Origin of the sequence: Mycobacterium sp. NPDC006124, from assembly GCF_040614235.1 — a bacterium.
Lineage (GTDB): Bacteria > Actinomycetota > Actinomycetes > Mycobacteriales > Mycobacteriaceae > Mycobacterium.
The window spans coordinates 315,825-339,562 of the sequence record NZ_JBEXUA010000002.1 but is presented as its reverse complement, the minus strand read 5'-3'; the positions used below and the strand labels follow the sequence as shown (position 1 = coordinate 339,562).

The window sequence follows — 23,738 nt, the reverse complement described above, 5'->3', positions numbered from 1 at the left end:
TATGGAAACAATGTACGACGACGGGTGGACGATGGCAAGATGGTTTCCATGAAAACCAAGTCCGCGCTGATCGAGGAGATCGTCGGGCTGCTCGGCGCGGTGGGGAACAAGTTCGACGTGGAGATGATCGGCGGGGAGGACGACGACGCCGAACGCGACTTCATGGCGCAGCGGTGTCCGCCCCGGCTGGCGACGGCGGTCCGCGAGTTGCCAACGCTGTCGATGCACCTACTCGCCGTCATCGCCGACGGGCCCGTCAGCGTCGTCGGATTGGCGGCCCGTTCCGGGCAACTGAAGGGAACGGTGTCCAAGCACGTCCAACGCCTGGTCGACGCCCACCTAGTCGACCGCAGGCCCATTCCGGGCAATCGCAAGGAGGTCGAACTGGTGCCGACCGGCGACGGGGAGCTCGTCGCCGCAGCCCACAGCCAACTGCACGACGAGATGGATCGGGGGCGCCACGACTTCTTGAAGGCCTACGGCAGCCCCGAACTGCAGGTTCTGGCGAAGGTGTTGCGAGACCTTCTGGCGGCCACCAAGCAGGGTGTGCGCATCACCCGTCAGTGAGGCGTCGGAACGATTTCCTCGTCGGGGAACCGGCCGGTGACCTGGAAGATGACGCGACGCGCCACCTCGACCGCGTGGTCGGCGAAACGTTCGTAGAACCGGCTCAGCAGCGTCACGTCGACCGCGGCGACCACACCGTGGCGCCATTCGCGGTCCATCAGCACGGAGAACAGGTGGCGGTGGAGGTCGTCCATCGCGTCGTCCTCTTCACGGATGCGGGCAGCCTTCTCCGGATCCCGGCTCACCAGCACCTCCTGGGCGCTGTTGCCGAGATCGACTGCGAGGCGGCCCATTTCGGCGAAGTAGCCGTTGACCTCCTCCGGCAGGACGTGCTGGGGGTGGCGACGGCGGGCAATCTTGGCGACGTGCAGGGCCAGCGCACCCATCCGGTCGACGTCGGCGACGATCTGGATGGAGCTGACGATGGCGCGGAGGTCACCGGCGACGGGGGCCTGCAACGCGAGGAGCACGAACGCGGCTTCCTCGGCGCGGGCACTCATCGCGGCGATCTGTTCGTGGTCGGTGATGACCTGTTCGGCGAGGACGAGATCGGCCTGGAGAAGGGACTGAGTGGCACGCTCCATGGCGACGCCGGCAAGGCCGCACATCTCACCGAGCTGGTCCGTCAACGAGGCCAGTTGCTCGTGATAAGCGGTACGCATGTATCAAGCCTACGGGCTGGACGTCGCGATCTCACGACCTCGTGGGTGAACTAAAGGTGAATGCCACCTGCCGGAATGCACTCCGCGCCGGGCTACTCGCAGGTGGTGTCGGCAGCGTTGGTCACGGTTAGGTCCTCGGGCAGATGGGACTTCTCGCTGCTGCGGTCGTGCACCACGTGGACCTGGACCGAGGACCCGCTCGGTGACGGGGCGTTGACGGCGTTGAAGTCCGAACCAAGCACGACCCGGATCACGTTGCCCATGCCGGAGACCCGTTCGATCGGTGGGATCGCGGGGGAGGCGAAGGACGAGGCGACGGTGGCCGCGGCCTGCTCGTTGCCCGAGGAGAAGAACACCGTGGTGGAGTCCAGCGGGCCGGGATAGTCGTCGGGGGTGTCGACGTTGAACCCGTGCTGCTGCAGATCACTGGCCGCGGTGGAGGCCAACCCGTCCTCGCCGGTGGAGTTGGACACCCGCACGGTGATATCGCCCGGGCTGGTGGTCACGGCGTCGACCAACTCGCCGGTGGTGTCGGCGGGCGGGGGGACGGCGGCTGCGGGCTTGTCCGACAGGGGCGTCGGGCCGACGTTCTTCTCCTCCGGCAGTGGATCGTCGTTGATGATCGCGTCGAAGAGGCTGCGCATGTCGTCGGTGCGGGGCACTTCGTTGCCATACTCGTCGGCGTAACCGACCGTCGGCACCGTGACGAACGTGATGCGACCGACGTTCACGCCCTGGACGGACTGGCCGAGGTCGACGAGGTCCTTGGTTTGGATGTTGTCGACGTAGCTGTCGTTGATGAAGAGATTGACCACGTTGTTGAGCTTGCTCAGCGAGAAGAACGTGTCCTTGGAGATCAGCGACCGCAGCAGCGAGGACAGGAACAGCTGCTGACGCTTGATGCGGCCGTAGTCACCGTTGGTCTCGGTGGTGACCTGCCGGGCGCGGACGTACTGCAGCGCGGTGTGCCCGTCGACGATCTGGCGGCCGGCGTTGGCCAGCACGGTGCCCAGTTCGTAGTCCTGGAGCGGGGTGGTGGAGCAGACCTCGACGCCGCCGAGGGCGTCGACCATCTTGGCGAAGCCGGCGAAGTCGACGGCCATGAACCGGTTGACCGACAGCCCGGACAGCTTTTGGATGACCTTCACCAGGCACTTCGGCCCGCCGACGGCGTAGGCCGAGTTGAGCTTGGTCTCGGTGTAGACCTTGTCCATTCCGTAGACCGGGGAATCCGGATCGGTCGCGGGCCCGTACGTGCTGGTGGTGGGGTCCCAGTGCTCGCACTGCATCGGAGTGATCGACAGATCGCGCGGGAAGGACACCGCGACCACGCGTTTTCGGTTGGCCGGGATGTTGACCAGCATGATCGTGTCCGACCGGGCCCCCGCCGCGTCGTCGGTGGTGCCCGCGCCCATGTCGCTGTTCATGCCGATGCGGCTGTCGGTGCCGACGATGAGGAAGTTCTCGTCGCCGAACTGCGCATCGGGGTCGACGATGTCGCGGGAGTTCGGGTCGAGCGCCGCGACCTTGTTGAGGTTGTGGTTCTTCGAGGCCTGCCACTGCCACGCTGCGCCGGTCGTGGCCAACGCCAGTACCGCGATGAGCGCCGCGGCTATCCGGCCCAACGCCATCGCGGTGTGACGGCCGCGGTGTGAGGTGGTCGTGACCGCGGCGGGGATGACGCCGTCGATCCGTTCGGGCGACGCGGATTCCTTGGCGAGGCCGGTCAGGTCGGGTAGCTCGGACGCGTGGGCCGGGACGACGGGAAAGACGGTGGTGTCGACCTCGGGAACGGCCTCAGCGGACACCTCCGCCTCGAGGGACTGCTCGTCGGGGTCGGGCTCGGGTTGGGGCGTGGGTTCGGGGGGCTTGCCGGTGATCTTGGCGATCAGGTCGGCCACGGTCACGCCGTCGGTGTGATTGCCCGCCGGTTCGTCGGATGTGGTGTTCGTGCGTTCCCACGGCGCGGCGCCTGGCGCCGGCCGCGTCGATCGGGTAATCCAGTCGTTGACTGGCTTCTCGGCACCCGGCTTCGCGTCGTCGGGCTCGCTCCGTTGCCGACGACCGGGAGCGGCGTTGTCGCCGTCACTCATGTCCTGTCGGCCTCCGACCGTATGGATTCGGTGCGTCCGTGCACACCGGTCTATCTCGTCTGCATCTAGTCTTCTAGCAGCACGACAGGGGCTTGGCCAATCGAAGCCTGTCGGAACCCGTCCTGGTGGTTTCCCATCGTACTGAGACAACCCGATGCCGAGCCAGTCCGAGGAGGCGTCGGTGGCGTCTCGAAGACGTCTCGCTCGGGCCTCGGTTCAGCCCCCGGAATGCATGACGTCGGCCCCGGACGGCACCGTGCAGTCGTTCGGATCGCCGAGCCAGCCCTCGGGTAGCGACACCGATCCGGGTGAGCCCTGCCGCCCGCGCGGCCCCTCGGCGGCCGGCGGAAACGGCACGTCGGGGTCTAGCTGAGCCAGCAGCTCGTCGAGCTCGTCGAGTGTCTTGACCAGGGCCAATGCCCGGCGCAGATCCGCGCCGGCGGGGAAACCGTGCAGGTACCAGGCGACGTGCTTGCGGATGTCGCGCATGCCCTTGTCCTCGCCGAAGTGGGCGGCCAGCAACTGGCCGTGGCGACGGGCGATGTCGGCGACCTCGCCGAGGGTGGGGGGCGCGGGGGCGTCGACGCCGTTGAAGGCTGCCGACAGCTCGGCGAACAACCACGGCCGCCCGAGGCATCCGCGCCCGATCACGACTCCGTCGCAGCCGGTCTCGGCCATCATCCTGATGGCGTCCTCGGCGACGAAGATGTCACCGTTGCCGAGCACCGGGACGTCGGTGACGTGCTGCTTGAGCTCGGCGATCTGATTCCAGTCGGCGGTACCGGAGTAGCGCTGCGCCGCGGTGCGGGCGTGCAGCGCCACGGCTGCCGCGCCCTCGGCGGCGGCGATGCGGCCGGCGTCGAGGTGAGTGTGGTGGTCGTCGTCGATCCCGATGCGAAACTTCACGGTGACGGGGATCTTGGAGCCTTCGGTGGCACGGACTGCTGCGGCGACGATCTGACCGAACAGCTTGCGCTTGTAGGGCAGCGCCGCGCCGCCTCCGCGGCGGGTGACCTTGGGCACGGGGCAGCCGAAGTTCATGTCGATGTGATCGGCCATGTCCTCGTCGACGATCATCTTCGCCGCGGCGTAGGTGGTCGCCGGATCGACGGTGTAGAGCTGCAGCGACCGCGGCGACTCGTCGGGACCGAACGTCGTCATGTGCAGCGTGCTCTCGTTGCGCTCGACGAGGGCTCGGGCCGTGACCATCTCGCAGACGTAGAGCCCGCTGACGGTCCCGGCACGTGCCAGCTCGAGCTCGCGGCACAACGTGCGGAATGCGACGTTGGTCACCCCGGCCATGGGTGCCAGGACGACGGGGCTGCGCAACGCGATCGGTCCGATCGTCAACGATCGGACCGATGGCTTGGCTGGGGTCAGGAGGCTGCTGATGATGACGTCACCAACAAGTTCTTCATCTCCTTCTTCTCCGCCATCTTGCGCTCGCGCTCGAGGCGACGTTCCTTCGCGATCTCGAACTTCTGGCAGGTCTCCTCGAGTTCCTCGACGAGCTTGCCGAGGTCGTCGCGCATCTCGGCGGCCTCGCCGGTGAAGTCCTCGCGTTCGAAGATGCGCCACTTCTTCAGGACGGGCATCACCACGTCGTCGAGGTGGATGCGCGGGTCGTAGACGCCGCCGACGGCGATGACGACGGCCTTGCGGCGGAACTCGGGCACGGTGTAACCGGGCATCTTGAAGTTGCGCAGCACCCGGTGCAGGGACTTCATCGCCTGGTTGGGCGCGAAGTCCAGACCCGCTGCGCTGACGTCGCGGTAGAAGATCATGTGCAGGTTCTCGTCGGCCGAGACGCGCTGCAGCAGTTGGTCGGCGACCGTCTCGTTGCAGGCCTTGCCGGTGTTGCGGTGCGAGACGCGCGTGGCGAGTTCCTGGAAGGTGACGTAGATGACCGAGTCGAAGAGGCTCTCGGCGAACATCTCGCCCTGGGGGCCCTGGCCGGGGCTGAAGCCACGCGTGACCTGCTCCACGCGCAGTTCCTCGAGCTCCAGCGGATCGATCGCACGGATGACGACGAGGTAGTCACGCAGCGCGATGCCGTGCCGGTTCTCCTCGGCGGTCCACCGGTTGACCCAGTAGCCCCACGGGCCGTCCATGCTGAAGTTCATCGCGATTTCGCGATGGTAGGACGGCAGGTTGTCCTCGGTCAGGAGGTTCTGCAGCATGGACACCTGGGCAACCTCGGAGAGCTTCGACTGCTCGGGATCCCAGTCCTGCCCACCGAGCGCGTAGAAATTCTTGCCGTCGGACCACGGAATGTAGTCGTGGGGGTTCCAGTCCTTGCGCATGCGCATGTGGCGGTTGATGTTCTGTTCCACCACAGGCTCGAGTTCGTGCAGCAGCTGCAGGTCGGTCAACTCGGTCGACATGAACCCTCCCAGTTATCTGTACCCGTTGGTTGCACTCAATATATCTGTGTCCCCCGGTGACATCAAGTTCTCCGTCGCAGGTGTCACCGCGTCGTTACCGATGACTCACAGGCAATCCCGAGGCAAGGGAAGTATCCGAGGAAGAATCATCCACGCTGGCAACGACGCAACCGGGAACTCATGCCCGCTGACGACGAAAGGTCACATGCGTTGATCAAAACCCTTTCTCTCGGTGGTGCGGCTATCTGCTTGACCGCAGCGCTGTCGGTCACAGTTGGAGGCGGCGTTGCCTCTTCCGACGATGTCGTCGGCCGGAAGTACTCCGAGATGAAGGCGGCGCTCAGCGCCAGGCGTATCAGCACGCAGATCGCCTCGACCATCGGCGGTCGTAGGGCCCAGGACGACTGCATCGTCACCAGCGCGCACGCGGGCTCGACCGTCGATGGCTTCGGCAATTCCAGACCCGGGACGATGCTCGTGAATCTCGACTGTGGCGGAAAGTAGGCCGGCGGCCAACCGTTTGATCGCTGCACCAGCGCCATATCCGGACCTCGCCGACGGCGATCCGCGGCGAAGCGGTGAAATCGGTGCCCTATTGATCGTGTCTGTCGGCCGGCAAGGCGCTGCGCTGCGGCACACGCGGCTGTAATATCCCCGCGAGCAGGCTGTGACTCCGCGGAAAGATAGGGCTAGAAGTGAAGAAGCTCATCGTTGTTGGTTCTGGCGCACTAGGTGCGTTGACTGTGTCGGCGCTTCTCGGCGGTGGGGTGGCTTCGGCCGATTCCTACGCGGGCCAGAAGTATTCGGATGCGTCCTCTGCGGCCAGCGGCGCCGGCCAGACGGTCGTCGTAGCCGCTCGCACCGGCGACAAGCTCTCCCAGGACGACTGCATCGTCGAACGATCCCAGACCGCACCGTTCGCCAGCGCGAACGACGGTGCCCACGTGTCGAACACCGTGCAGTTCTACCTCAACTGCAACGGCGGCTACGCCACTGCGACGACGCCCGGCCTGTCGCAGGGAAGTGAAGAGGGGCGCGCGGCCAAGTCGGCGGCCGACGAGGAAGAGGCCAAGGCGGAGGCCCAGGCTCAGGCGGCGCAGAGCGCGACCGACGAGCTGGCCGGCGACGGCCAGACCCCCGGCGCTCCCGGCGAGTGACCTAGTGGGTTGACGCCCGGCTGAGCAGCATGTCGACGCAATAGTCGATGAACTGCTCCCGGGTGGCCTCCAGCCGGCCGTTCAGATAAGCCGTGAACAGTGCCGTGAGCGCGCCGACCAGGCCGGTGGCCACCATGGCCTGCACTGCAGAGTCGGTGATGCGCGTCAGCTTGTGCTGGAGCAGTTCGATGAAGCTCGGCATCCACTCCGCGCCCGACTTGGTGAGCACGGGTTCCCGTTCGGGTGCGATCAGCAGAACCCGTCCCCGGATCGGATCGTCGACCATCAGGGCGACGAATCTCTCGACGGCGTCGCGCGGCGTCGTCGAGGACGTCAACGTCGTCATCGCCGTGCTGCACACGTGGTCGTAGACCGCGCGGACGAAATCGTCGCGGTCGTCGAAGCTCTCGTAGAAGTAGCGCTCGGTCAGGCCGGCCGCGCGGCACACGCCGCGCACGGTCAACGCACCACCGCCCTCGCCGCCGAGCGCCTGCACGCCGGCGGCGATGAGCTCGTCGCGCCGAAGCGTCTGCCGGTCCTGCAGGGGGACACCGGACCAGCGGCCCCGTCGTTGACCGGAAGGCACATCACTCCTAAACTCACTATGACAACGCACGTAGTCAGAATTTCGTCGGCTCCAGGAAAGGTCGCCAGTGACCCAAGATACGTCTGAGACGTGTCCAGTGACCAGCGGGCAGGCCATGGGCTGCCCGGTGTCACCCGGTGGCTACGACGCTCCACCGATGCCGCTCGGTCCCGATTCGCTGACGTGGAAGTACTTCGGTGACTGGCGCGGGCTGTTGCAGGGGCCGTGGGCCGGGTCGATGCAGAACATGCACCCCCAGCTCGGTGCCGCGGTCGAGGAGCATTCGACGTTCTTTCGCGAGCGGTGGCCCCGCCTGTTGAGGTCGCTCTATCCAATCGGCGGCGTCGTATTCGACACCGACCGTGCGCCCCGCACGGGCGCCGAGGTTCGCGACTACCACGTCGACGTCAAAGGCGTTGACGCCCAGGGCCGTCGGTATCACGCGCTCAATCCCGACGTCTTCTACTGGGCGCACTCCACCTTCTTCGTTGGGACGCTGATCGTCGCGCAGCGACTCTGCGGCGGCATCAGCGAGGACGAGAAGCGCCAACTGTTCGACGAACACGTCGAGTGGTATCGGATGTACGGGATGAGCATGCGGCCGGTGCCCAAGACCTGGGAGGACTTTCAGGCGTACTGGGATGACATGTGCCGCAACGTGTTGGAGAACAACTACGCCGCGCGGGCGGTGCTCGACCTCACCGACCTGCCCAAGCCGCCGTGGGCCGAGAAGATGCCCGACTGGATGTGGCGCCGGCAACGCAAACTGGTGGCGCCGTTCTTCGTGTGGTTCACCGTCGGTCTGTACGACCCGCCGATCCGAGACCTGATGGGCTACACCTGGTCCGACCGCGACGAGTGGGTGCATCGCCGGCTCGGACAACTCGTCCACGTCGCATTCTCGTTGCTGCCCAAGCGGACTCGCATGCACCCCAGGGCACGCGCGGGGTGGGACCGCGTCACGGGGCGCAGCGCTGCGGATGCGCCACTGCCGGAGACACCGGCCCGCAACCTGCCCCCGCTCGACGAGCGGGACAACCCGATGCACTACTGCCCGGTGGTGTGAGCGCCCGGAGGCCGCTCAGTGCGAGCAGAGCCCGGCGGCGGTCTCCTCGGCGATGAGCTGGGGGAGCGGCTGACCCAGCCGGGAGGCGAAGTCGTCGGTTGCCTGCATGTTCCAGCTGCCGTCCTCGTAGACCATCCCGCGTGACTTCTCCACGCCCTGGATCTTCATGACGACGATCGCTTCGCCACCCTCCAGGCGCAGCCCACGGACGCTGATCGGCGCACCAGGCTTCTTGCAGGTCTCGTAGAACGTCACGAAGTCCCGTTGGGTGATGCCGGCTCGGACGTCGGACTCCATGTGTTCCCACACGCCCGCATAGTCCCCTGCGGTGAAGCGGTCGATGTTGGCCTGCGCCGCCGCAGTGGCGGCGCCCAGCGTCTCGGGCACGTCGGTGCCCTGCGCCGCCGAGGCGGAGGTGGCGGGTCGAACGACCGAGGACCCGGAGGCGCCGTGTGCGGGACCGCACGCCGCGCACGCGAACGAGACGATCACCGCCGCCCCGAAGGTCGCCACCGACTTCATGGCGAAAAGGGTATCCGGATCGGGGCGCGGGCGGGGGCCCAAGCGCCGACCTCGTCGAGCGAACTAGGTCCACTCCCGGCGGCTGCGCGCCGCCCAATAGTCGGCCGGATCCTCTGCCGCCGTCTTCAGCGCATCCGCCACCGCCGTCGGCAAGGCGATGTCGGCCCCCGCGACGTGGGACCGGACGTGCGACGACGTCGCCGCGCCGGAGAGCACCCGAGGTGACCAGGGCTGGCGGTAGGCGGCCGCGACGGCGAGTTGGTCGAGGCCGACCCCGAGATCGGCGGCTACGCGGGACGCCAATTCAACCCCGGGTGAGACGTCGGTGGTGCCGGGGGCCAACCGACCGTTGGCGAAGACCTCCTTGACCACGATGGCCACACCGTCGGCGTGCGCTTCGGAAAGCGCTGCGGCAGAGGAGGTCTCGAGCAGATTCCAGGTCGACTGGACGGAGGTGAACAAGCGCCGTCCGCCGACGTCGATCGTCAGGGCCGCGCGGATGACGTCGGCCTGGCGTGGGCCGGAGGTGGACAGTCCGAGGCGAAGTCCGGCGTCACGGGCGTCGGCGAGCGCGCGGTGAAGCTCACCGTCGGTGAGCACCGGGCTGTCCGGCGTCACCGAGTGCACTTGATACAGGTCGAGTCGGCCGCCCAGGATCTTCGTCGTCTCGGCCAGTTGCCGGTGGAAGGCGGCCAGGGAATGGTCCTTGACCTCGTGCACGTCGGCCGTCATCTGCCAGTCACCCACGTAGCGGTAGCCCCACTTGGAGGCGACCTCGACGTCCTCGATCTCGGGCCGCGAGTCCAGCCAATCGGCCAAGAACTGCTCGGCCAGGCCGTAGGAACGAGCGACGTCGACGTATCGGAGGCCGCCCGAGTAGGCGGCGTCGAGGACGTCGGCGGTACGGGCCCGCATCTCGTCCACCGACCGCGCCGCACCGACGTCGCGGTAACGGCCGCTGGTGATGTAGGCCGGCCGCCCCAGCGCGGCGAGCCCCAGTCCCATGCGCGAGGTCGGGGTGGTCGTCATCAGGTTTCCTCCGTCGTCCCGTGAGCGGTGTCGGCACCGCGGCCCACCGACTGGAGAGAACGTGGTGCCCCCACCAGGGCTCGAACCTGGGACCTGCGGATTAAAAGTCCGTAGCTCTACCAACTGAGCTATAGGGGCGTGGTGACAAAGGATACTTGGCGTACCCGGGCCGATTGCCGCGGGCGCGACGGGGACCCGCGTTTGAGGAATTGGGGGTCGGTAACCTAAGCTATCGAAGCTCCCAACGCTCCGGCGTTGAGAGTCCCCGAAGAGATTCGGCTTTGGCCCCCATCGTTTAGCGGCCTAGGACGCCGCCCTTTCACGGCGGTAGCACGGGTTCGAATCCCGTTGGGGGTACGACGCAACGGCGGAAACGCCGGAGCAGCAGTAGGAGCAAGGCCCTGTGGCGCAGTTGGTTAGCGCGCCGCCCTGTCACGGCGGAGGTCGCGGGTTCGAGTCCCGTCAGGGTCGCCATACGGCGAGGCAAGGAAGTGCGTGCCGTCCCGGCCAGGTAGCTCAGTTGGTACGAGCGTCCGCCTGAAAAGCGGAAGGTCGCCGGTTCGATCCCGGCCCTGGCCACCACATCACGACCGTCCCCGTGGGCTGGCGGTCCTCAGCGTCAAGGCCAGCCAGATGATCCGCCGGGGGTAGAATTCGGTGTTACGCTTCCGACAATTTGGTCGATTGGATCCGTCATCGACGCAACTGGCCCGGCGGAGGTAGGCATGGTGGGCTCGCTCGCCCCGTCGGAGTTCTTGGCGCAGGCGCGACGCCCGTGAGCTCGACGACCGTCGACTACGTCCGCGGTATGGAACGTCTTCTGGTAGCCGTTCAGGAACTCTCGCTGGCTCAGGAGTTGGCCGACGTACAGCGCATCGTGCGCACGGCAGCTCGCGAAATCCTCGGGTGTGACGGAGCCACCTTCGTCCTGCGTGATGCCGGCATGTGCTTCTACGCCGACGAGGACGCCGTCGCCGCCCTGTGGAAGGGCGGCCGATTCCCGATGGACACCTGCATTGGCGGATGGTCCATGCTTCACCGGCAGCCAGTGGTCATTCCCGACGTCTACCAGGACGACCGCATACCGCATGCCGTGTACCGCACGACGTTCGTCAAGAGCCTCGTGATGGTTCCCATCCGCCGGCTGGAACCGGTCGGGGCGATCGGCGCCTACTGGGCCCGCGAACGGATGCCCTCCGAGAATGAAGTCTCGCTGCTCCAGGGGCTGGCTGACTCGACGTCGGTCGCCATGGCGCACGTCCAGACCATCTCCCAACTGGAGCAAAGGGTCCGCGATCGGACGGCCGAACTGCGGAAGGCCAACGACGAGATTCGGCGGTTGTCCCTGACCGACGAGCTGACCGGGTTGTACAACCTCCGCGGTTTCAACGTGCTCGGCCAAGCGGCCCTGAGCGCAGCCCGTGACCGCGGCCGGGCGTGCCTGCTGGCGTTCCTCGACGTCGACGGACTCAAGAGGGTGAACGACGAAGAGGGGCATGACGCAGGCGACGCCTTGATCGCCGACGTCGCCCGGACGTTGCGCTCGGCCCTGGGCCCGGCCGACGTGCTTGCGCGTACCGGCGGCGACGAATTCTGCGTTCTCGTCACCGAGACCGACGAGTGCTCGGAGACCTTCAAGTCGCGGCTCTTGGAATCGTTCGTCGCCCTCAACGAATCCGCCGATCGTCGGTACTCCCTGTCGGTGAGCGTGGGTCTGGTGCGCGTCGGCGCCGACGACCTCAAGACGCTCCAAGTGCTGGTCGCCGAGGCCGACGAGCTGATGTACGCAGACAAGAAGGCCAAGCCGCATCCGCGGATCGCGGTCTAGCGTCGTGGTCTGAGGCCGTCGACGCGAGACGGCGTCGCCGACCTGCACGCCCGTCACCCGGAAGTCGGGTGGCAGTCGTTCCCGGACTGGGTGAGCACCGAGCTGGTGCCCGCGTCGTGAGGTCGAGACCCCGATTCACTCCGACCGGCGCATCACGGCAAGCACCGTGAGCAACAAGATCTTCGCGTCGAGCCCCCAGGACCAGTTCTCGATGTAGTAGTTGTCCCATTCGGCGCGGTCGGCGATCGAGGTTTGGCCGCGCAGTCCGTGGACCTGTGCCCAGCCGGTCACGCCGGCCTTGACCCGGTGCCTCTCGCCGTAGCGGCGGATCTGAGCGTCGAACAGGGCGACGAACTCCGGCCGCTCCGGCCGCGGTCCGACCAGGCTCATGTCGCCCTTGACCACGTTGAGCAGCTGGGGGAGTTCGTCCAACGACGTCCGGCGCATGATCTTGCCGATCGTGGTGCGCCGGTCCACGCCCTCGACGCCACCGGGCGCACGTCCCGACGCGACCTCGAAGTCGGCGTCCGAAGGCAGCGGATCGCGCATCGACCGGAACTTCAGACAGTCGAACACCTGTCCGTCTCGTCCCACGCGTGGTTGCCGGAACAGAATCGGGCCTGGGGAACTGAGCCGCACGAGCAGCATGAGCGTCACGAAGACCGGAGAGACCAGCAGCAATCCGAGGGCGGCGACGACTCGATCGCCAAAGTGCTTCATCAGCGTGAACTGCCAGCCCTGCGGATCGGTGTGGGGCACGGCGAGCAGCGGGAGTCCGCCGACGTGCTCCACCCGGACGCTCGCGCCGACCGAGTCGAACATCCTCGGCACCACCCACACCCGCAGTCCGTGTCGGTGGGCGATGCGGATGACCGGGGTGAGCAGTTGGTCCTGGGTGAGGGAGAAGGCGATGACGATTCCCTCGGCACCGGTTTCGCGTATCAACCGGTCGACGTCGTCGGGCGAGCCCAGATACGGCACCGGCGGCGTGGCGCCCTCGGAATCGATTCCCGCCCAGGGGGGTTCGGCGTCGACCAAGCCCACGACCGACAAACCATGCTGTGGGCTGGCGCGCAGCCGTTCGACGATCTGATAGGCGACGCGTCCGTTGCCCACGACGATGACGGGCGACAGCAGGAGATTGCGCCGTCGCAGACGTCGTTGGTACTCCGCACGGATCAGCCGGCACAGCATCATCACCGCTACGACGCACACCCAGATCTTGGCGACCATGCCGCCGATGTGTCCCGGCGCGTTGTCGAACTCCATCAGGCTCAGCAGCAACACCGCGGCAAGCGCCGTGCCGGCGAGTACGGGACCAATCTCGTCGAGAAACCGTCGGTTCAGCCTGCGGGCGTAGACCTTTCGTGCGGCGAGCGTCGCGACGACCAGCGGGGTGTAGAGCCAGCACATCCACACGGGCGGACTCGTCGGCTCGGTGGAGAAGGCCCACCACGAGCCCAGGGCCACCCCGGCGGAGCCGGCCGCCACGTCGATGCTCATGGTGATGATCGTGCTGAGCGGGTTGGTTCTGGCCATCTCGTCGAGGGTCCGCCGCCGCGGCCGAACCGGGGGTGTCGAGGGTGCCGGCGCCGACGTCTTGCGACCTTGCAACGTGATCATTCGACCCCCGGATTCCGCTGTCTCGTCGACGACGCTCGTCATGACCTCACGCTCCGAACACCTTCGCGTGTGCGGCCGCCGCGAGATCCTCGAGAATCTGCACCTGACCGCTCGTCCACCGCCTCGGCTGGTCGTCCCAGGCGCACAGCGTCCCCGCGGGATTGCCCCGCTCGTCGTGAAGGGGGAAGGCGGCGTAGGCGCGGATGGCCCCACAGAGCGCCATGGGGTGGTCGGCCAGCACCGGGTGGCGGACGATGTCGTCGATGATCAGCGGCTGGCCGCTGACCACGGCGTACTTGCAGATCGACTCGTCCAGCGGGATCGATCTGTTCGGGGTGGCACCGGGGTCGTTGCAGCCCAAGCGGATCTGGCGGTCTTCGGCGAGGATCGACACCGCGGCATACGGCACGCCCAGGGCTTCGGCGGTGAGCTCTGCGAACTGGTCGAGAGCGAGCCTCGGCGCGCCGTCGAGCAGGCCCGCGGCATTCAAGGCAGTCAGTCGGTCGGGGTCGGCCAGGACGAGTCGTAATAGCCGAGCGACGCCGCCGTGGTCCTTGGTGATCTGTCCCATCAGCTCCCGGACCGCCGGGTTGACCGACACGGTCCCGGCGACCAGCCGTCGGGCGGTCTCGCGGTCGAGGTAGCCACCGGCTCCGGTGTCCGCCTCCGGGGTCGGGTCACTCACCCGTTGATGATAGGCGCGCAGGGACGGGAAGGGAGGCTGCCCAGCAAAAATTAACGCGCGTTTCAGATTTTGGTCTCCGACGCCCGTTGGCTAGCCGTCGGCGGGTCCCGTCGGGGTGGCGCCACCCTCGTCGGACCAGTCCGATTGGCCCTCGGCGCCCTTGGCGGGATCGCTCTGGACGTCCTTGGGGGCGCCTTCGGGTCCGGAGTCCGAATCGCTGGTCGCGGGTTCTGTGGTCACCCGTGCGAGATACCCGGGTCGTCGGGCTCGGAAACGGTGAGCACCGCCTCCACTACGTAGGGCACCTCGTCTTCGAACCGATGCTCTAGTACGCGCAACGTGCGCGCGATCGACGATTCGACGGCGTCACCCACCAGGTCGACGCTTGCGATCACGAAGATCTGCTTGGGGCCGATGAATTCGGGCCGCAGGAATCGCACCGAGGCGACCTCGGGAAAGCCGTTCAACTTCTCCCGCAGCGCCTGCTGCAGGCGCGGTGGTCCGGGCTCCCCGGTGAGGAACACCCTGTTGCGATTGATCAGGATGACCGCGACGACGCCCAGTACGCCGCCGACGAGAATGGATCCGATTGCGTCCCAGAGCACCTCGCCGGTGAGCTGGTGCAACAGAATTCCGAGGAAGGCGATCACGATGCCGACCAGTGCGGCGCTGTCCTCGGCGAATACCGCTCGTACCGTCGGATCGGAGGTCTCGAAGGCGTATTGCAGCACGTCGCTCTCGTATGTGTTTGCGTCCCTTCGAAGTTGGCGCAGCGACTGCAGCAACGACGCACCCTCCAGCACGAAGGCGACCGCCAGCACCAGATAGGCCACCCGGTAGTCCTCGGCGGCCTCCTCGCCGTGCAGGAGCTCGGTCACCCCCCGCCAGATCGACACGGCGGCCCCGACGACGAACAGCCCGACCGCGGCGAGCAGCGACCAGACGTAGGCCTCGCGACCGTATCCCAGGGGTCGGCGGGCGTCGCGTTCGTGGACGCTGCGCCGGTCGGCGATGAGGAGGAACACTTCGTTGCCGGTATCCGCCCACGAGTGCGCGGCCTCTGCAGTCATCGACGCCGACCCGGACACCACGGCGGCGAACGACTTCGCCACGGCGACCACGAGGTTCGCTCCGAATGCGACGAGGACGGTGAGGGTGCTGTCGCCTCCGGCCTTCACCACCGGGGGTCAGTCACCCCTGCGCTGCAGCTGCGTCATCCAGTCCTTCGGGACGCGATCGCTGGGCCCGGGTGCGGTCTGGTCGACCGGATGGCTCTCCGGCGGCGCGAGTTCGGGCCCGTCGTAGTACTGATTGGTGTCGAAGTTCCAGAACCAATCCTCACCGGGCTCGAAGGACCGGATGATCGGGTGCCCCGTCTCGCGCCAGTGGGCCGACGCGTGCCGGGCCAGCGAATCATCACAGCAGCCGATGTGGCCGCATGCGGTGCATCGCCGTAGGTGCACCCACCATCCCTCGACGGCCGTGCATTCGACGCAGCCCGTACCGCTCGGAGGGATCGTGGGATTCACCGCGTCGGTCATGCGATCACCCTACTTCTTCTCGCGCCACGCACGTTCGAACGGCAGTCGCCACGCGTTGGGTGCGATGAGCTGGTGGATCGCGTTGGGACCCCAGGTCCCCGGTTGATAGGACTTCACCGGCGGCGGGTCCTGCAGCAGTTGATCTGAACGCTCCCATAGGGATTCGATGCCCTCGGCAGTGGTGAACAGGGTGTGGTCACCGCGCATGGCATCCAAGATCAGCCGCTCGTAGGCCTCCAGGACGTCACCGAGGGAGTCGGTCTCCTGGGTGGAGAACTGCATCGACATCTTGTCGAGCTTCATGCCGGGGCCGGGCCGCTTGCCGTAGAACGACAGCGACACCTTCGACGCGTCGGCGAGGTCGAACGTCAAGTGGTCTGGCCCTTGGGAACCGACCCCGGAGCCGGCCGGGAACATGGTGCGCGGCGCTTCCTTGAACGCGATCGAGATGATTCGCATGCCCTCGGCCATCTTCTTGCCGGTGCGCAGGTAGATGGGCACGCCGGCCCATCGCCAGTTGTCGATGCCCACCTTGAGCGCGATGAACGTCTCGGTGTCGGAGTCGCGGGCCACGCCGTGCTCGTTGCGATATCCGGCGTACTGGCCGCGCACCACGTCGTTGCACCGGATCGGGAGCATCGACCGAAACACCTTGTTCTTCTCCTCGCTGATCGCGCGAGGCTCCAGCGCCGTCGGCGGCTCCATCACCACGAACGCCATCACCTGGAGCAGGTGTGTCACGACCATGTCCTTGTAGGCGCCGGTGCTCTCGTAGAAGTTGGCGCGCTGGTCCAGTCCGAGGGTCTCGGGAATGTCGATCTGGATGTGGTCGATGAAGTTGCGGTTCCAGATCGGCTCGAAGAGCCCGTTGGCGAAGCGGAACGCCAGGATGTTCTGAGCCGCTTCCTTGCCGAGGAAGTGGTCGATGCGGAAGATCTGTCGTTCGCGGAACGTCTCGTGGACGAAGTCGTTGAGCTCGATGGCGCTCGCCAGGTCGGTGCCGAACGGCTTCTCCATCACCACCCGGGACCGCTCGACCAGATCTGCGTCCTTGAGCATCGTGATGACGGCACGGGCCGCCTTGGGTGGTACCGAAAGATAGTGCAGCCGGCGGACTTCCGGCCCCAGTTCCGTCTCGGCTGCGGCGACGGCTGCGGCCAGGGCCTCCGGTCCGGCGCCCTGCGGGACGTAGGTGATGTGGCTGGCGAAGTGTTCCCACTGTTCCTTGGTCAGCTTGTGCGTGCCGAACGCGTCGACCGCCTCCTTGGTCAGCGCTCGGAACTGCTCGTCGGTCAAGTCCTCCAGCGAGGTGCCGACGACTCGGATCTTGGGTGCCAGCGACGACTGGACCAGATACGCCATGCCGGGCAGCAGCTTGCGCTTGGCGAGGTCACCCGTCGCGCCGAACAAGACGACGACGTGGGGTGCGAGAGCCTCCTCGTCACGGCGGTTGGGGCGGGCACCCGCGGCCGGGTAGGCGATGGTCTGCGCAAGATCTGGGGTGGACACGGCGTCGATGTTTCCACCCATACGTGAACGGCGCAGGACACTCCTGGTTAAGGTCGCGGGCATGGCAACCAGCGATTCGCGTGAAGTGGTCATCGAGGCAACCCCGGGTGAAATCCTGGACGTCATCGCCGACGTCGAGTCGACGCCGACCTGGTCGCCGCAGTACCAGAAGGCCGTGATCCTCGAGACCCATCCGGACGGGCGGCCCAAGCAGGTCGAGATGACGGTGAAGGCCGCCGGCCTGACCGACAAGATGGTCATCGAGTACACCTGGACCGACAGCGGCGTGACGTGGACGCTGGTCTCGTCGAGCCAGCTCAAGGCGCAGGACGCCGGTTACACGCTGACCCCGTCCGGGGACGGCACCAAGGTTCGGTTCGACATGGCGATCGACCTGTCGATCCCGATGCCGGGATTCCTGCTCAAGCGCACTCTCAAGGGTGGCATGGAGACGGCGACCGACGGTCTGCGCAAACAGGTCCTGAAGGTCAAGAAGGGGTGAGCGCCGGGCCGTTGGCCGGGGTCCGGGTGATCGAGCTCGGCGGCATCGGCCCAGGCCCGCACGCCGGGATGATGTTGGCCGACATGGGTGCCGACGTGGTTCGGGTGCGACGGCCGAGCGGCGGGCTGACGATGCCGGCGGAGGACGCCGACCTGTTGCACCGCGGCAAGCGCGTCGTCGACCTGGACGTCAAGGCTCAGCCCGAGCGGCTGCTCGACCTGGCTGCCAAGGCCGACGTGCTGGTGGACTGCTTCCGACCGGGGACGTGCGAGCGTCTGGGCGTCGGGCCCGAGGAGTGCGCACGGGTCAACCCGCGGCTGATCTTCGCCCGCATCACGGGGTGGGGACAGGACGGGCCGCTGGCGACGACCGCGGGGCACGACGTGAATTATCTGGCGCGTACCGGTGCGCTCGGCGCCATCGGCTACCGCGACCGGCCGCCCGTGGCGCCGCTGAATCTGGTCGCGGACTTCGGTGGCGGATCGATGTTCGCCGTCGTCGGCATCGTCGCCGCCCTCTACGAACGGGAGCGCTCCGGTGAGGGGCAGGTGGTCGACGCCGCCATGGTCGACGGGGTCAGCGTGCTCTCCCAGATGATGTGGACGATGAAGGCGACCGGAGCGCTGAGGGACGAGCGAGAGTCGTTCCTGCTCGACGGCGGTGCACCCTTCTATCGGGTCTACGAGACCGCCGACGGCAAGCACGTGGCGGTGGGTGCGATCGAGCCGCAGTTCTTCGCCCGGCTGCTCGAGGGGCTCGGGCTCACCGCCGAGGAGGTGCCCGCCCAAGGCGACCGCGAAGGCTACGACCTGATGCGCGCCGTCTTCGCCGAGCGCTTCGCCACCCGCACCCGCGACGAATGGGCAACGGTCTTCGCCGGCACCGACGCCTGCGTGACGCCGGTGCTGACCTGGACCGAAGCCGCCGCCGACGACCATCTGCTCGCGCGTTCGACGATCGTCACCGCCGACGGCGTGGCGCAGGCCGCCCCCGCACCGCGATTCTCCCGGACCCCCTCCGGGCGAGTCGGCAGATCCCCGCGTACCACCACGGCCGTCGACGACCTCGGATGGTGACTGCGCGCCGGGGACGGGAATGAAGGCTCCGGGCACCCGGTTCAACGCATCATGCCCACAGGAGTCGTCCTCAACCCCCGATCGACCGCCACGAACGCCGTCGACGACGTCGTCGAGCAGGCCCGGCGCGCCTTCGAGATGGGGGTCCGCCGCATCTGGCTGCCCCAGCGCTTCGACTACGACGCCATCTCGCTCGCGGGCCACGTCGGCGCCGCGGTACCGGGACTTGGAGTGGGGACCTTCGTCGTCCCCATCAATCCGCGGCACCCGCTGATCGTCGCAATGCTCGCGCAGACCGCGCAGGCGGCTTCGCACGGCAACTTCAGTCTGGGCCTCGGACTTGGCGCGAAGGCCGTCGAGCAGCAGGCGTTCGGTACGTCGTGGGCCAATCCGGCCGGACGACTCCGCGAGCACCTCGAGGTGCTGCAGTCGATCTTCACCACCGGCGCGGTCGACTACCACGGCGACGAACTGACCGCCGCGCCCGAATGGCCGGTCGCGACCCCCGGCGGCGCGCCGGTGCCCCTCTACGTTGCGGCCATGGGTCCCAGGGCACTTCGCGTCACCGGTGAGCTGGCCGACGGTACGCTGCCCTACCTCGCGGGTCCGCGGACCCTGACCGAGTTCATCGTGCCCACCATCTCCGAGGCGGCCGCCGCGGCGGGCCGGGCGGCGCCGAAGATCATCGCCGCCGTCCCGGTCATGCTGTCCGATGACGCCGACGCGGCCTACGAGCTGGCGTCGGCGGAACTCGCGTTCTACGAGTCGATTCCGTCGTATGCCCGAGTCATCGAGCGCGAGGGCGTCACCCGGGCGGCGGACGTTGCGGCCGTAGGCCAAGAGGAGGCGGTGCGTGCGCAGCTTCGTCGCTACCTGGACGCGGGGGCAACCGACCTGGTGCTGAGCCCGTTGCGGTCGGACTCGACTGATCCCGAACGCCTTTGGGAACTCGCCGCGTCGATCTGAGCCGCGCGTGTTTGGATGACACGGTGGTTGAGCCGGACACCGAAGACGAGCAGCCGCCCGCGATCGTGGCCACGGACATCTCGGTGTCCGGCCCCCGGGGCCCGGTGTACGGACCGCTCACGTGCGAGATCCCGCGGGGCGGTCTCACCGTGCTCTTGGCGCCCCCCGGAGCTGGGCGCACCGCACTGTTGATGACGCTCGCCGGTCGGATGAAGCCCACGGGCGGGACGCTGGAGGTGTTCGGCGAGAGCAACGTTCGGACCATCTTCGGTGCCAGCGCGCTCGCCGGGGTCGAGGAGGTCGACGCCGTGTACGAGTCTGTCACCGTGGGCGACCTGCTCACCGAGAAGTTGCGCTGGGACGCGCCGTGGTACCGCGTGGTGCGGCGCGCCGGCGCCGCCGATCTGACCCGCGTGTGCGCCCCGGTCTTCGGTGCGCTGCCGCTGCCTCGATTGCATTCCTACGTCGACGAACTCGGCGAGCTGGACGCTCTGCTGCTGCGCGTGGCGCTGGCCAACACCACGACGCCGCCGCTGCTGGTGGTGGGTCCGCTCGACCAGGTGGCCCACGACGAGAGTCGGGCCGACCTGGTGGGCCGTCTCGTCGACCTCGGTGGACGCCAAACGGTCCTCACCGCCTCGGCCAATCCGCTGCCCGAGGGGCTAGGGGTGGGCGTCCAGCTGCCGGTCGTGCTTACGAACTCTCGGGATGACGTCGAGGACGGGGTGTGAAGATGCTTGCCGGACTGTCGCTGGGTACCGACCTCAAGCGCTACTTCCGTGGCGTGATGCCGCGGGTGGCACTGGTCACCATCATCTTGCTTCCGCTGCTCTACGGCGCGATGTACCTCTGGGCCTTTTGGAATCCGTTCAATGCGGTGGACAAGGTTCCCGTCGCGCTTGTGAACACCGATCGGGGTGCCGTGGTGCAGGGGCAGGAACTGCGGGCGGGTGACCAGGTGAGCGACGCCCTGCTCAAGTCCGGTCAGCTCGACCTGCACGTCATGTCGGCCGAGGATGCGGCCAGGGCCGTCAAGGCCGGGACGACCTACTTCTCGATCACCTTGCCCGCGGACTTCAGCGAAGCGATCGCGTCGGCGGCTACTCCCGATCCTCGTCAGGCCGAGCTGCAGTTCGACTTCAACGACGCCAACAACTACCTCGCGTCGGTGATCGGGCAGAACGCGTCGCGGGAGATCCTCAACCAGGTGAGCGCCGCAATCGGCGAGCAGGTGGTCGGGAAGGTGCTGATCGGCCTGACCGACGCCGGGGCGGGCATCAAGAAGGCGGCCAACGGCGCCGACCAGCTCTCCGCCGGGCTAGCCAGTGCCGACGACGGGGCCCGCCAATTGGCCACGGGCGCACACACGCTCGCCAGTGGCCTCGTGACGGCGCGCAACGGATCCGCGGCGCTCGCATCGGGAGCACATCAGCTGTCGGCGGGCATCGGTCAGGCCACCACCCCTCTGATCGACGCGTTGGACCGGGTGCAGCGGCTCGGGCTGAATCCCGACGACGTCGCCGCTCTGGCGGCGCAGATCAGCGGAGGCGTGGCCACGGCGAGCGATCGCATCGCCGCGCTGAACGTGGACCACCAGCTGGCGGCCGGGATCGTCGACCAGGTGGTCGGTGGCTTGCAGGCCAATCCGGATCCGTCGGCGCGCGGCCTCGGTGAGGTGCTGGGCGGAGCGCAGAAGCTGCTGAATTCCCAGGGCCTCGACCCGACGACCGATGACGGGCTGATTCGGTTGCGCGACGGTGCTCAACGACTTCAGGACGAGTTCGGTGACCCGCACAGCCAGGCCCGGCAGCTGCTCACGCAGTCGCTGAACGGTCAGTTGAAATCCGATGTGATCCGACTGCGTGACGGTGCCGCCCAACTCGACAGTGGCGCAGCCAAACTCGACGCCGGACTGATGAAGTTGGCCGATGGCGGCGGTCAGCTGGCGGGTGGTGCCGACCAACTGGCCGCCGGCACCGCGAAGTTGGCGGACGGATCCCGCCAACTCGCCGACGGGCTCGACGAGGGCGCCGCGCAGGTTCCGTCGTGGACCCCGTCGCAACGCGAAGCCGTGGCCCGCACGGTGGCGAGCCCGGTGGGCGTGCAGCAGCACGTGGCCAACGAGGCGCCCACCTTCGGCACCGGTTTCGCACCGTTCTTCCTGCCGTTGGCGTTGTTCATCGGCACGTTGATCGTCTGGATGCTGTTGACGCCGTTGCAATCTCGTCCAATCATTGCGGGGCTCGGCTCGCTGCGCGTGGTGCTGGCGTCCTACTGGCCGGCCCTGGCGGTGGTGGCCTGTCAGGTCGCCGTCATGTACGTCGTCGTGCACTTCGGGGTGGGTCTGCACGCGAAGTACGCGCCCGCGACCGTCGCCTTCCTGTTCCTGGTGGCCGCGACGTTCCTCGCGATGATCCAGGCGTTCAACGCGGTGTTCGGCGTCGCCGTCGGCAGGGTGCTGACTCTGGCGTTCCTGATGTTCCAGCTGGTGTCCTCCGGCGGCATCTATCCGGTGGAGACCACCGCCAAGCCGTTTCAGATCATCCACCCGTTCGATCCGATGACGCACGCGGTCAACGGATTGCGTGAGCTCACGGTGGGTGGGGTGGAGTCCAGGCTGTGGGTGTCGATCGTCGTTTTGGTCGGGGTCCTGGCCGCATCGCTGCTGGCCAGCGCCTTGGCTGCCAGACGCAACCGCCACTACACGATGGAACGGCTTCACCCGCCCATCGAAGTCTGATCAGGTCTTGAGCACCTGCAACCGTCGGATGGCTTCCTCCATGGTGTCGTCGCGCTTGCAGAACGCGAAGCGCACCAGGTGTCTCCACTGACCAAAGTGGTCGGAGTCCGGATCGCAGAAGGCCGACATCGGGATGGCCGCCACGCCCGCCCGCTCGGGCAGTTCGGCGCAGAAGGTCGTGCCGTCGTCATGACCGAGGGGACGTGGATCAGCGCACAGGAAGTACGTCCCGAAGCTGTCGAGCACGTCGAAGCCGATGTCGGAGAGGGCACCTGCGAGTCGGGAGCGCTTGGCCTGGAACGACTCCCGCAGCGAGCGGCTCCAGTCGTCCTCGTCGTTCAGGGCCTCGGCGACCGCCGGCTGGAACGGCGCACCGCCGACGTAGGTGAGGAATTGCTTGGCCGCACGGACTCCGGCAATGAGGTCCGCCGGCCCACAGGCCCAGCCGATCTTCCAGCCGGTGACGTTGAACATCTTCGCCGCACTCGAGATGGTGATCGTGCGCTCGGCCATGCCGGGATAGCCGGCGAGCGGCAGATGCCGTCGGCCGTCGAAGACCAGCTGCTCGTACACCTCGTCGGTGATGACGAGCAGATCGTGCTGGACCGCGAGTTCGGCGATCGCCGAGAGTTCCGCGTCGGTGGCGACCATGCCGGTCGGATTGTGCGGCGAGTTGACGATGAGCGCGCGGGTGCGCGGCGTGACCGCCGCCCGCAGCGCATCCACGTCGATCGCGAACCCGCGGCCGTCGGCGACCAGTGGAACGGCGACCCGATGGCAGCCGGCCATGGCGATGACGGGGGAGTAGGAGTCGTAGAAGGGCTCGATGAGAAGGACTTCCGAGCCGGGTTCCACCAGTCCGATGACGGCGGCCGCGATCGCCTCGGTGGCGCCGACGGTGACGAGCACCTCGGTGTCGGGATCATGGGTGATGCCGTAGTGACGGTGCCGCTGCGCCGCGATCGCCTGCCGCAGGGCGGGGATGCCCGGCCCGGGCGGGTACTGGTTGACGCCTTCGGCGATCGCGTTCTCGGCCGTCTTGAGCATCCCGGCGGGGCCGTCCTCGTCGGGGAATCCCTGGCCCAGGTTCACCGCACCGATGCGCGCGGCGAGCGCGGACATCTCGGCGAAGATCGTCACGGCGTAGGGCTGGAGTCGGGAAACCGTCACGTCCAAAGCCTATGCGTTGGTCACGGGGAATG

At 67.4% G+C, this 23,738-nt stretch carries 24 protein-coding genes and 4 tRNA genes; 13 read left to right on the top strand and 15 right to left on the bottom strand.

All coding sequences use genetic code 11. From position 1 onward, the window contains the following. Positions 1-48: 48 nt before the first annotated feature. Positions 49-567 carry a MarR family transcriptional regulator gene (locus ABZ195_RS05385; protein WP_355215553.1) on the top strand — a complete coding sequence of 173 codons (519 nt, stop codon included), beginning with the start codon at positions 49-51 and terminating at the stop codon, positions 565-567. Here the strand turns inward: ABZ195_RS05385 and phoU are convergent. From phoU to ABZ195_RS05365, 4 genes are all read right to left on the bottom strand, one after another. After that, positions 561-1,229 carry a phosphate signaling complex protein PhoU gene (gene phoU, locus ABZ195_RS05380; protein WP_355215551.1) on the bottom strand — a complete coding sequence of 223 codons (669 nt, stop codon included), beginning with the start codon at positions 1,227-1,229 and terminating at the stop codon, positions 561-563. The genes ABZ195_RS05385 and phoU overlap by 7 nt on opposite strands. A 92-nt stretch (positions 1,230-1,321) precedes the next feature. Next, a complete protein-coding gene (locus ABZ195_RS05375; protein WP_355215549.1) occupies positions 1,322-3,322 on the bottom strand; it encodes an LCP family protein in 2,001 nt (666 codons plus the stop codon). 216 nt (positions 3,323-3,538) lie between these two features. Then, entirely contained in the window at positions 3,539-4,702 is a 1,164-nt protein-coding gene (dusB, locus tag ABZ195_RS05370) for a tRNA dihydrouridine synthase DusB (RefSeq protein WP_355216086.1), read from the bottom strand. Next, positions 4,699-5,706, bottom strand: a complete 1,008-nt coding sequence (locus ABZ195_RS05365; protein ID WP_355215547.1) for an acyl-ACP desaturase — start codon at positions 5,704-5,706, stop codon at positions 4,699-4,701. Before ABZ195_RS05365 ends, dusB begins: the two co-directional genes overlap by 4 nt. 180 nt (positions 5,707-5,886) lie before the next feature. On the opposite strand from ABZ195_RS05365, the gene ABZ195_RS05360 reads away from it, so the two are divergent. Together ABZ195_RS05360 and ABZ195_RS05355 are read left to right on the top strand one after the other, a co-directional pair. Beyond that, positions 5,887-6,210 (top strand): hypothetical protein, encoded by a 324-nt coding sequence (locus ABZ195_RS05360; protein WP_355215546.1) that lies wholly within the window; start codon positions 5,887-5,889, stop codon positions 6,208-6,210. Between the two features lie 239 nt (positions 6,211-6,449). Then, positions 6,450-6,863 (top strand): hypothetical protein, encoded by a 414-nt coding sequence (locus ABZ195_RS05355; protein ID WP_355215544.1) that lies wholly within the window; start codon positions 6,450-6,452, stop codon positions 6,861-6,863. Between the two features lies 1 nt (position 6,864). On the opposite strand, the gene ABZ195_RS05350 is transcribed toward ABZ195_RS05355, so the two are convergent. Continuing rightward, entirely contained in the window at positions 6,865-7,449 is a 585-nt protein-coding gene (locus tag ABZ195_RS05350; RefSeq protein ID WP_355215542.1) for a TetR/AcrR family transcriptional regulator, read from the bottom strand. 115 nt (positions 7,450-7,564) lie between these two features. On the opposite strand from ABZ195_RS05350, the gene ABZ195_RS05345 reads away from it, so the two are divergent. Next, entirely contained in the window at positions 7,565-8,515 is a 951-nt protein-coding gene (locus ABZ195_RS05345) for an oxygenase MpaB family protein (RefSeq protein WP_355216084.1), read from the top strand. A gap of 15 nt (positions 8,516-8,530) precedes the next feature. On the opposite strand, the gene ABZ195_RS05340 is transcribed toward ABZ195_RS05345, so the two are convergent. The 3 genes from ABZ195_RS05340 to ABZ195_RS05330 form a co-directional block, all read right to left on the bottom strand. Beyond that, on the bottom strand, positions 8,531-9,037 hold the full coding sequence (locus ABZ195_RS05340) for a hypothetical protein (RefSeq protein ID WP_355215540.1): 507 nt from the start codon (positions 9,035-9,037) through the stop codon (positions 8,531-8,533). Positions 9,038-9,100: 63 nt separating this feature from the next. Continuing rightward, the gene (locus ABZ195_RS05335; RefSeq protein WP_355215539.1) at positions 9,101-10,066 is read right to left on the bottom strand and encodes an aldo/keto reductase; all 966 of its coding nucleotides are present in this window, start codon (positions 10,064-10,066) and stop codon (positions 9,101-9,103) included. Between the two features lie 62 nt (positions 10,067-10,128). Continuing rightward, positions 10,129-10,204 (bottom strand) — tRNA-Lys (locus ABZ195_RS05330). Between the two features lie 146 nt (positions 10,205-10,350). Here ABZ195_RS05330 and ABZ195_RS05325 point away from each other — a divergent pair. The 4 genes from ABZ195_RS05325 to ABZ195_RS05310 all read left to right on the top strand — a co-directional run bounded on the left by ABZ195_RS05325 (position 10,351) and on the right by ABZ195_RS05310 (position 11,894). Next, positions 10,351-10,423 (top strand) — tRNA-Glu (locus tag ABZ195_RS05325). 40 nt (positions 10,424-10,463) lie between these two features. After that, positions 10,464-10,540, top strand: a tRNA-Asp gene (locus ABZ195_RS05320). Positions 10,541-10,571: 31 nt separating this feature from the next. Beyond that, positions 10,572-10,648, top strand: a tRNA-Phe gene (locus tag ABZ195_RS05315). A 226-nt stretch (positions 10,649-10,874) separates the two neighbouring features. Continuing rightward, positions 10,875-11,894: a sensor domain-containing diguanylate cyclase gene (locus ABZ195_RS05310; protein ID WP_355216082.1), complete on the top strand. Its 1,020-nt coding sequence runs from the start codon at positions 10,875-10,877 to the stop codon at positions 11,892-11,894. A gap of 135 nt (positions 11,895-12,029) precedes the next feature. On the opposite strand, the gene ABZ195_RS05305 is transcribed toward ABZ195_RS05310, so the two are convergent. From ABZ195_RS05305 to zwf, 6 genes are all read right to left on the bottom strand, one after another. Continuing rightward, positions 12,030-13,559 (bottom strand): sugar transferase, encoded by a 1,530-nt coding sequence (locus ABZ195_RS05305; RefSeq protein ID WP_355215537.1) that lies wholly within the window; start codon positions 13,557-13,559, stop codon positions 12,030-12,032. Between the two features lie 4 nt (positions 13,560-13,563). Further along, the gene (locus tag ABZ195_RS05300) at positions 13,564-14,202 is read right to left on the bottom strand and encodes a GAF domain-containing protein (RefSeq protein ID WP_355215535.1); all 639 of its coding nucleotides are present in this window, start codon (positions 14,200-14,202) and stop codon (positions 13,564-13,566) included. Positions 14,203-14,292: 90 nt separating this feature from the next. Next, positions 14,293-14,442, bottom strand: coding sequence for a hypothetical protein (locus ABZ195_RS05295; protein WP_355215533.1), 150 nt, complete (start codon positions 14,440-14,442; stop codon positions 14,293-14,295). Then, positions 14,439-15,383 carry a cation transporter gene (locus ABZ195_RS05290; protein ID WP_355215531.1) on the bottom strand — a complete coding sequence of 315 codons (945 nt, stop codon included), beginning with the start codon at positions 15,381-15,383 and terminating at the stop codon, positions 14,439-14,441. The genes ABZ195_RS05295 and ABZ195_RS05290 overlap by 4 nt, the downstream gene beginning before the upstream one ends. A gap of 6 nt (positions 15,384-15,389) precedes the next feature. Next, entirely contained in the window at positions 15,390-15,743 is a 354-nt protein-coding gene (locus ABZ195_RS05285; protein ID WP_355215529.1) for a UBP-type zinc finger domain-containing protein, read from the bottom strand. A 9-nt stretch (positions 15,744-15,752) separates the two neighbouring features. Further along, positions 15,753-17,273 carry a glucose-6-phosphate dehydrogenase gene (gene zwf / locus ABZ195_RS05280; protein WP_355215528.1) on the bottom strand — a complete coding sequence of 507 codons (1,521 nt, stop codon included), beginning with the start codon at positions 17,271-17,273 and terminating at the stop codon, positions 15,753-15,755. A 40-nt stretch (positions 17,274-17,313) separates the two neighbouring features. On the opposite strand from zwf, the gene ABZ195_RS05275 reads away from it, so the two are divergent. The 5 genes from ABZ195_RS05275 to ABZ195_RS05255 are packed head-to-tail and all read left to right on the top strand — an operon-like array spanning position 17,314 to position 22,536. Continuing rightward, the gene (locus ABZ195_RS05275) at positions 17,314-17,754 is read left to right on the top strand and encodes an SRPBCC family protein (protein ID WP_355215526.1); all 441 of its coding nucleotides are present in this window, start codon (positions 17,314-17,316) and stop codon (positions 17,752-17,754) included. Next, positions 17,751-18,830 carry a CaiB/BaiF CoA-transferase family protein gene (locus ABZ195_RS05270; RefSeq protein WP_355215524.1) on the top strand — a complete coding sequence of 360 codons (1,080 nt, stop codon included), beginning with the start codon at positions 17,751-17,753 and terminating at the stop codon, positions 18,828-18,830. The genes ABZ195_RS05275 and ABZ195_RS05270 overlap by 4 nt, the downstream gene beginning before the upstream one ends. Before the next feature lie 51 nt (positions 18,831-18,881). Continuing rightward, entirely contained in the window at positions 18,882-19,796 is a 915-nt protein-coding gene (locus ABZ195_RS05265) for an LLM class F420-dependent oxidoreductase (protein ID WP_355215523.1), read from the top strand. Positions 19,797-19,819: 23 nt separating this feature from the next. Then, on the top strand, positions 19,820-20,527 hold the full coding sequence (locus ABZ195_RS05260) for a hypothetical protein (RefSeq protein ID WP_355215521.1): 708 nt from the start codon (positions 19,820-19,822) through the stop codon (positions 20,525-20,527). A 2-nt stretch (positions 20,528-20,529) separates the two neighbouring features. Next, on the top strand, positions 20,530-22,536 hold the full coding sequence (locus ABZ195_RS05255; RefSeq protein WP_355216080.1) for a YhgE/Pip domain-containing protein: 2,007 nt from the start codon (positions 20,530-20,532) through the stop codon (positions 22,534-22,536). Here ABZ195_RS05255 and ABZ195_RS05250 read toward each other — a convergent pair whose 3' ends face one another. After that, a complete protein-coding gene (locus ABZ195_RS05250; protein ID WP_355215520.1) occupies positions 22,537-23,706 on the bottom strand; it encodes a pyridoxal phosphate-dependent aminotransferase in 1,170 nt (389 codons plus the stop codon). Positions 23,707-23,738 lie beyond the last annotated feature (32 nt).

Excerpts from the sequence above, each read along its gene's own strand:
- ABZ195_RS05385 (WP_355215553.1), top strand. The coding sequence starts at position 49 with ATGAAAACCAAGTCCGCGCTGATCGAGGAGATCGTCGGGCTGCTCGGC.
- ABZ195_RS05340 (WP_355215540.1), bottom strand. The coding sequence starts at position 9,037 with ATGAAGTCGGTGGCGACCTTCGGGGCGGCGGTGATCGTCTCGTTCGCG.
- phoU (WP_355215551.1), bottom strand. The coding sequence starts at position 1,229 with ATGCGTACCGCTTATCACGAGCAACTGGCCTCGTTGACGGACCAGCTC.
- ABZ195_RS05255 (WP_355216080.1), top strand. The coding sequence starts at position 20,530 with ATGCTTGCCGGACTGTCGCTGGGTACCGACCTCAAGCGCTACTTCCGT.
- ABZ195_RS05265 (WP_355215523.1), top strand. The coding sequence starts at position 18,882 with ATGCCCACAGGAGTCGTCCTCAACCCCCGATCGACCGCCACGAACGCC.
- ABZ195_RS05310 (WP_355216082.1), top strand. The coding sequence starts at position 10,875 with ATGGAACGTCTTCTGGTAGCCGTTCAGGAACTCTCGCTGGCTCAGGAG.
- ABZ195_RS05285 (WP_355215529.1), bottom strand. The coding sequence starts at position 15,743 with ATGACCGACGCGGTGAATCCCACGATCCCTCCGAGCGGTACGGGCTGC.
- ABZ195_RS05375 (WP_355215549.1), bottom strand. The coding sequence starts at position 3,322 with ATGAGTGACGGCGACAACGCCGCTCCCGGTCGTCGGCAACGGAGCGAG.
- zwf (WP_355215528.1), bottom strand. The coding sequence starts at position 17,273 with ATGGGTGGAAACATCGACGCCGTGTCCACCCCAGATCTTGCGCAGACC.
- ABZ195_RS05335 (WP_355215539.1), bottom strand. The coding sequence starts at position 10,066 with ATGACGACCACCCCGACCTCGCGCATGGGACTGGGGCTCGCCGCGCTG.
- ABZ195_RS05275 (WP_355215526.1), top strand. The coding sequence starts at position 17,314 with ATGGCAACCAGCGATTCGCGTGAAGTGGTCATCGAGGCAACCCCGGGT.
- ABZ195_RS05305 (WP_355215537.1), bottom strand. The coding sequence starts at position 13,559 with ATGACGAGCGTCGTCGACGAGACAGCGGAATCCGGGGGTCGAATGATC.
- ABZ195_RS05345 (WP_355216084.1), top strand. The coding sequence starts at position 7,565 with ATGGGCTGCCCGGTGTCACCCGGTGGCTACGACGCTCCACCGATGCCG.
- ABZ195_RS05365 (WP_355215547.1), bottom strand. The coding sequence starts at position 5,706 with ATGTCGACCGAGTTGACCGACCTGCAGCTGCTGCACGAACTCGAGCCT.
- ABZ195_RS05360 (WP_355215546.1), top strand. The coding sequence starts at position 5,887 with ATGCCCGCTGACGACGAAAGGTCACATGCGTTGATCAAAACCCTTTCT.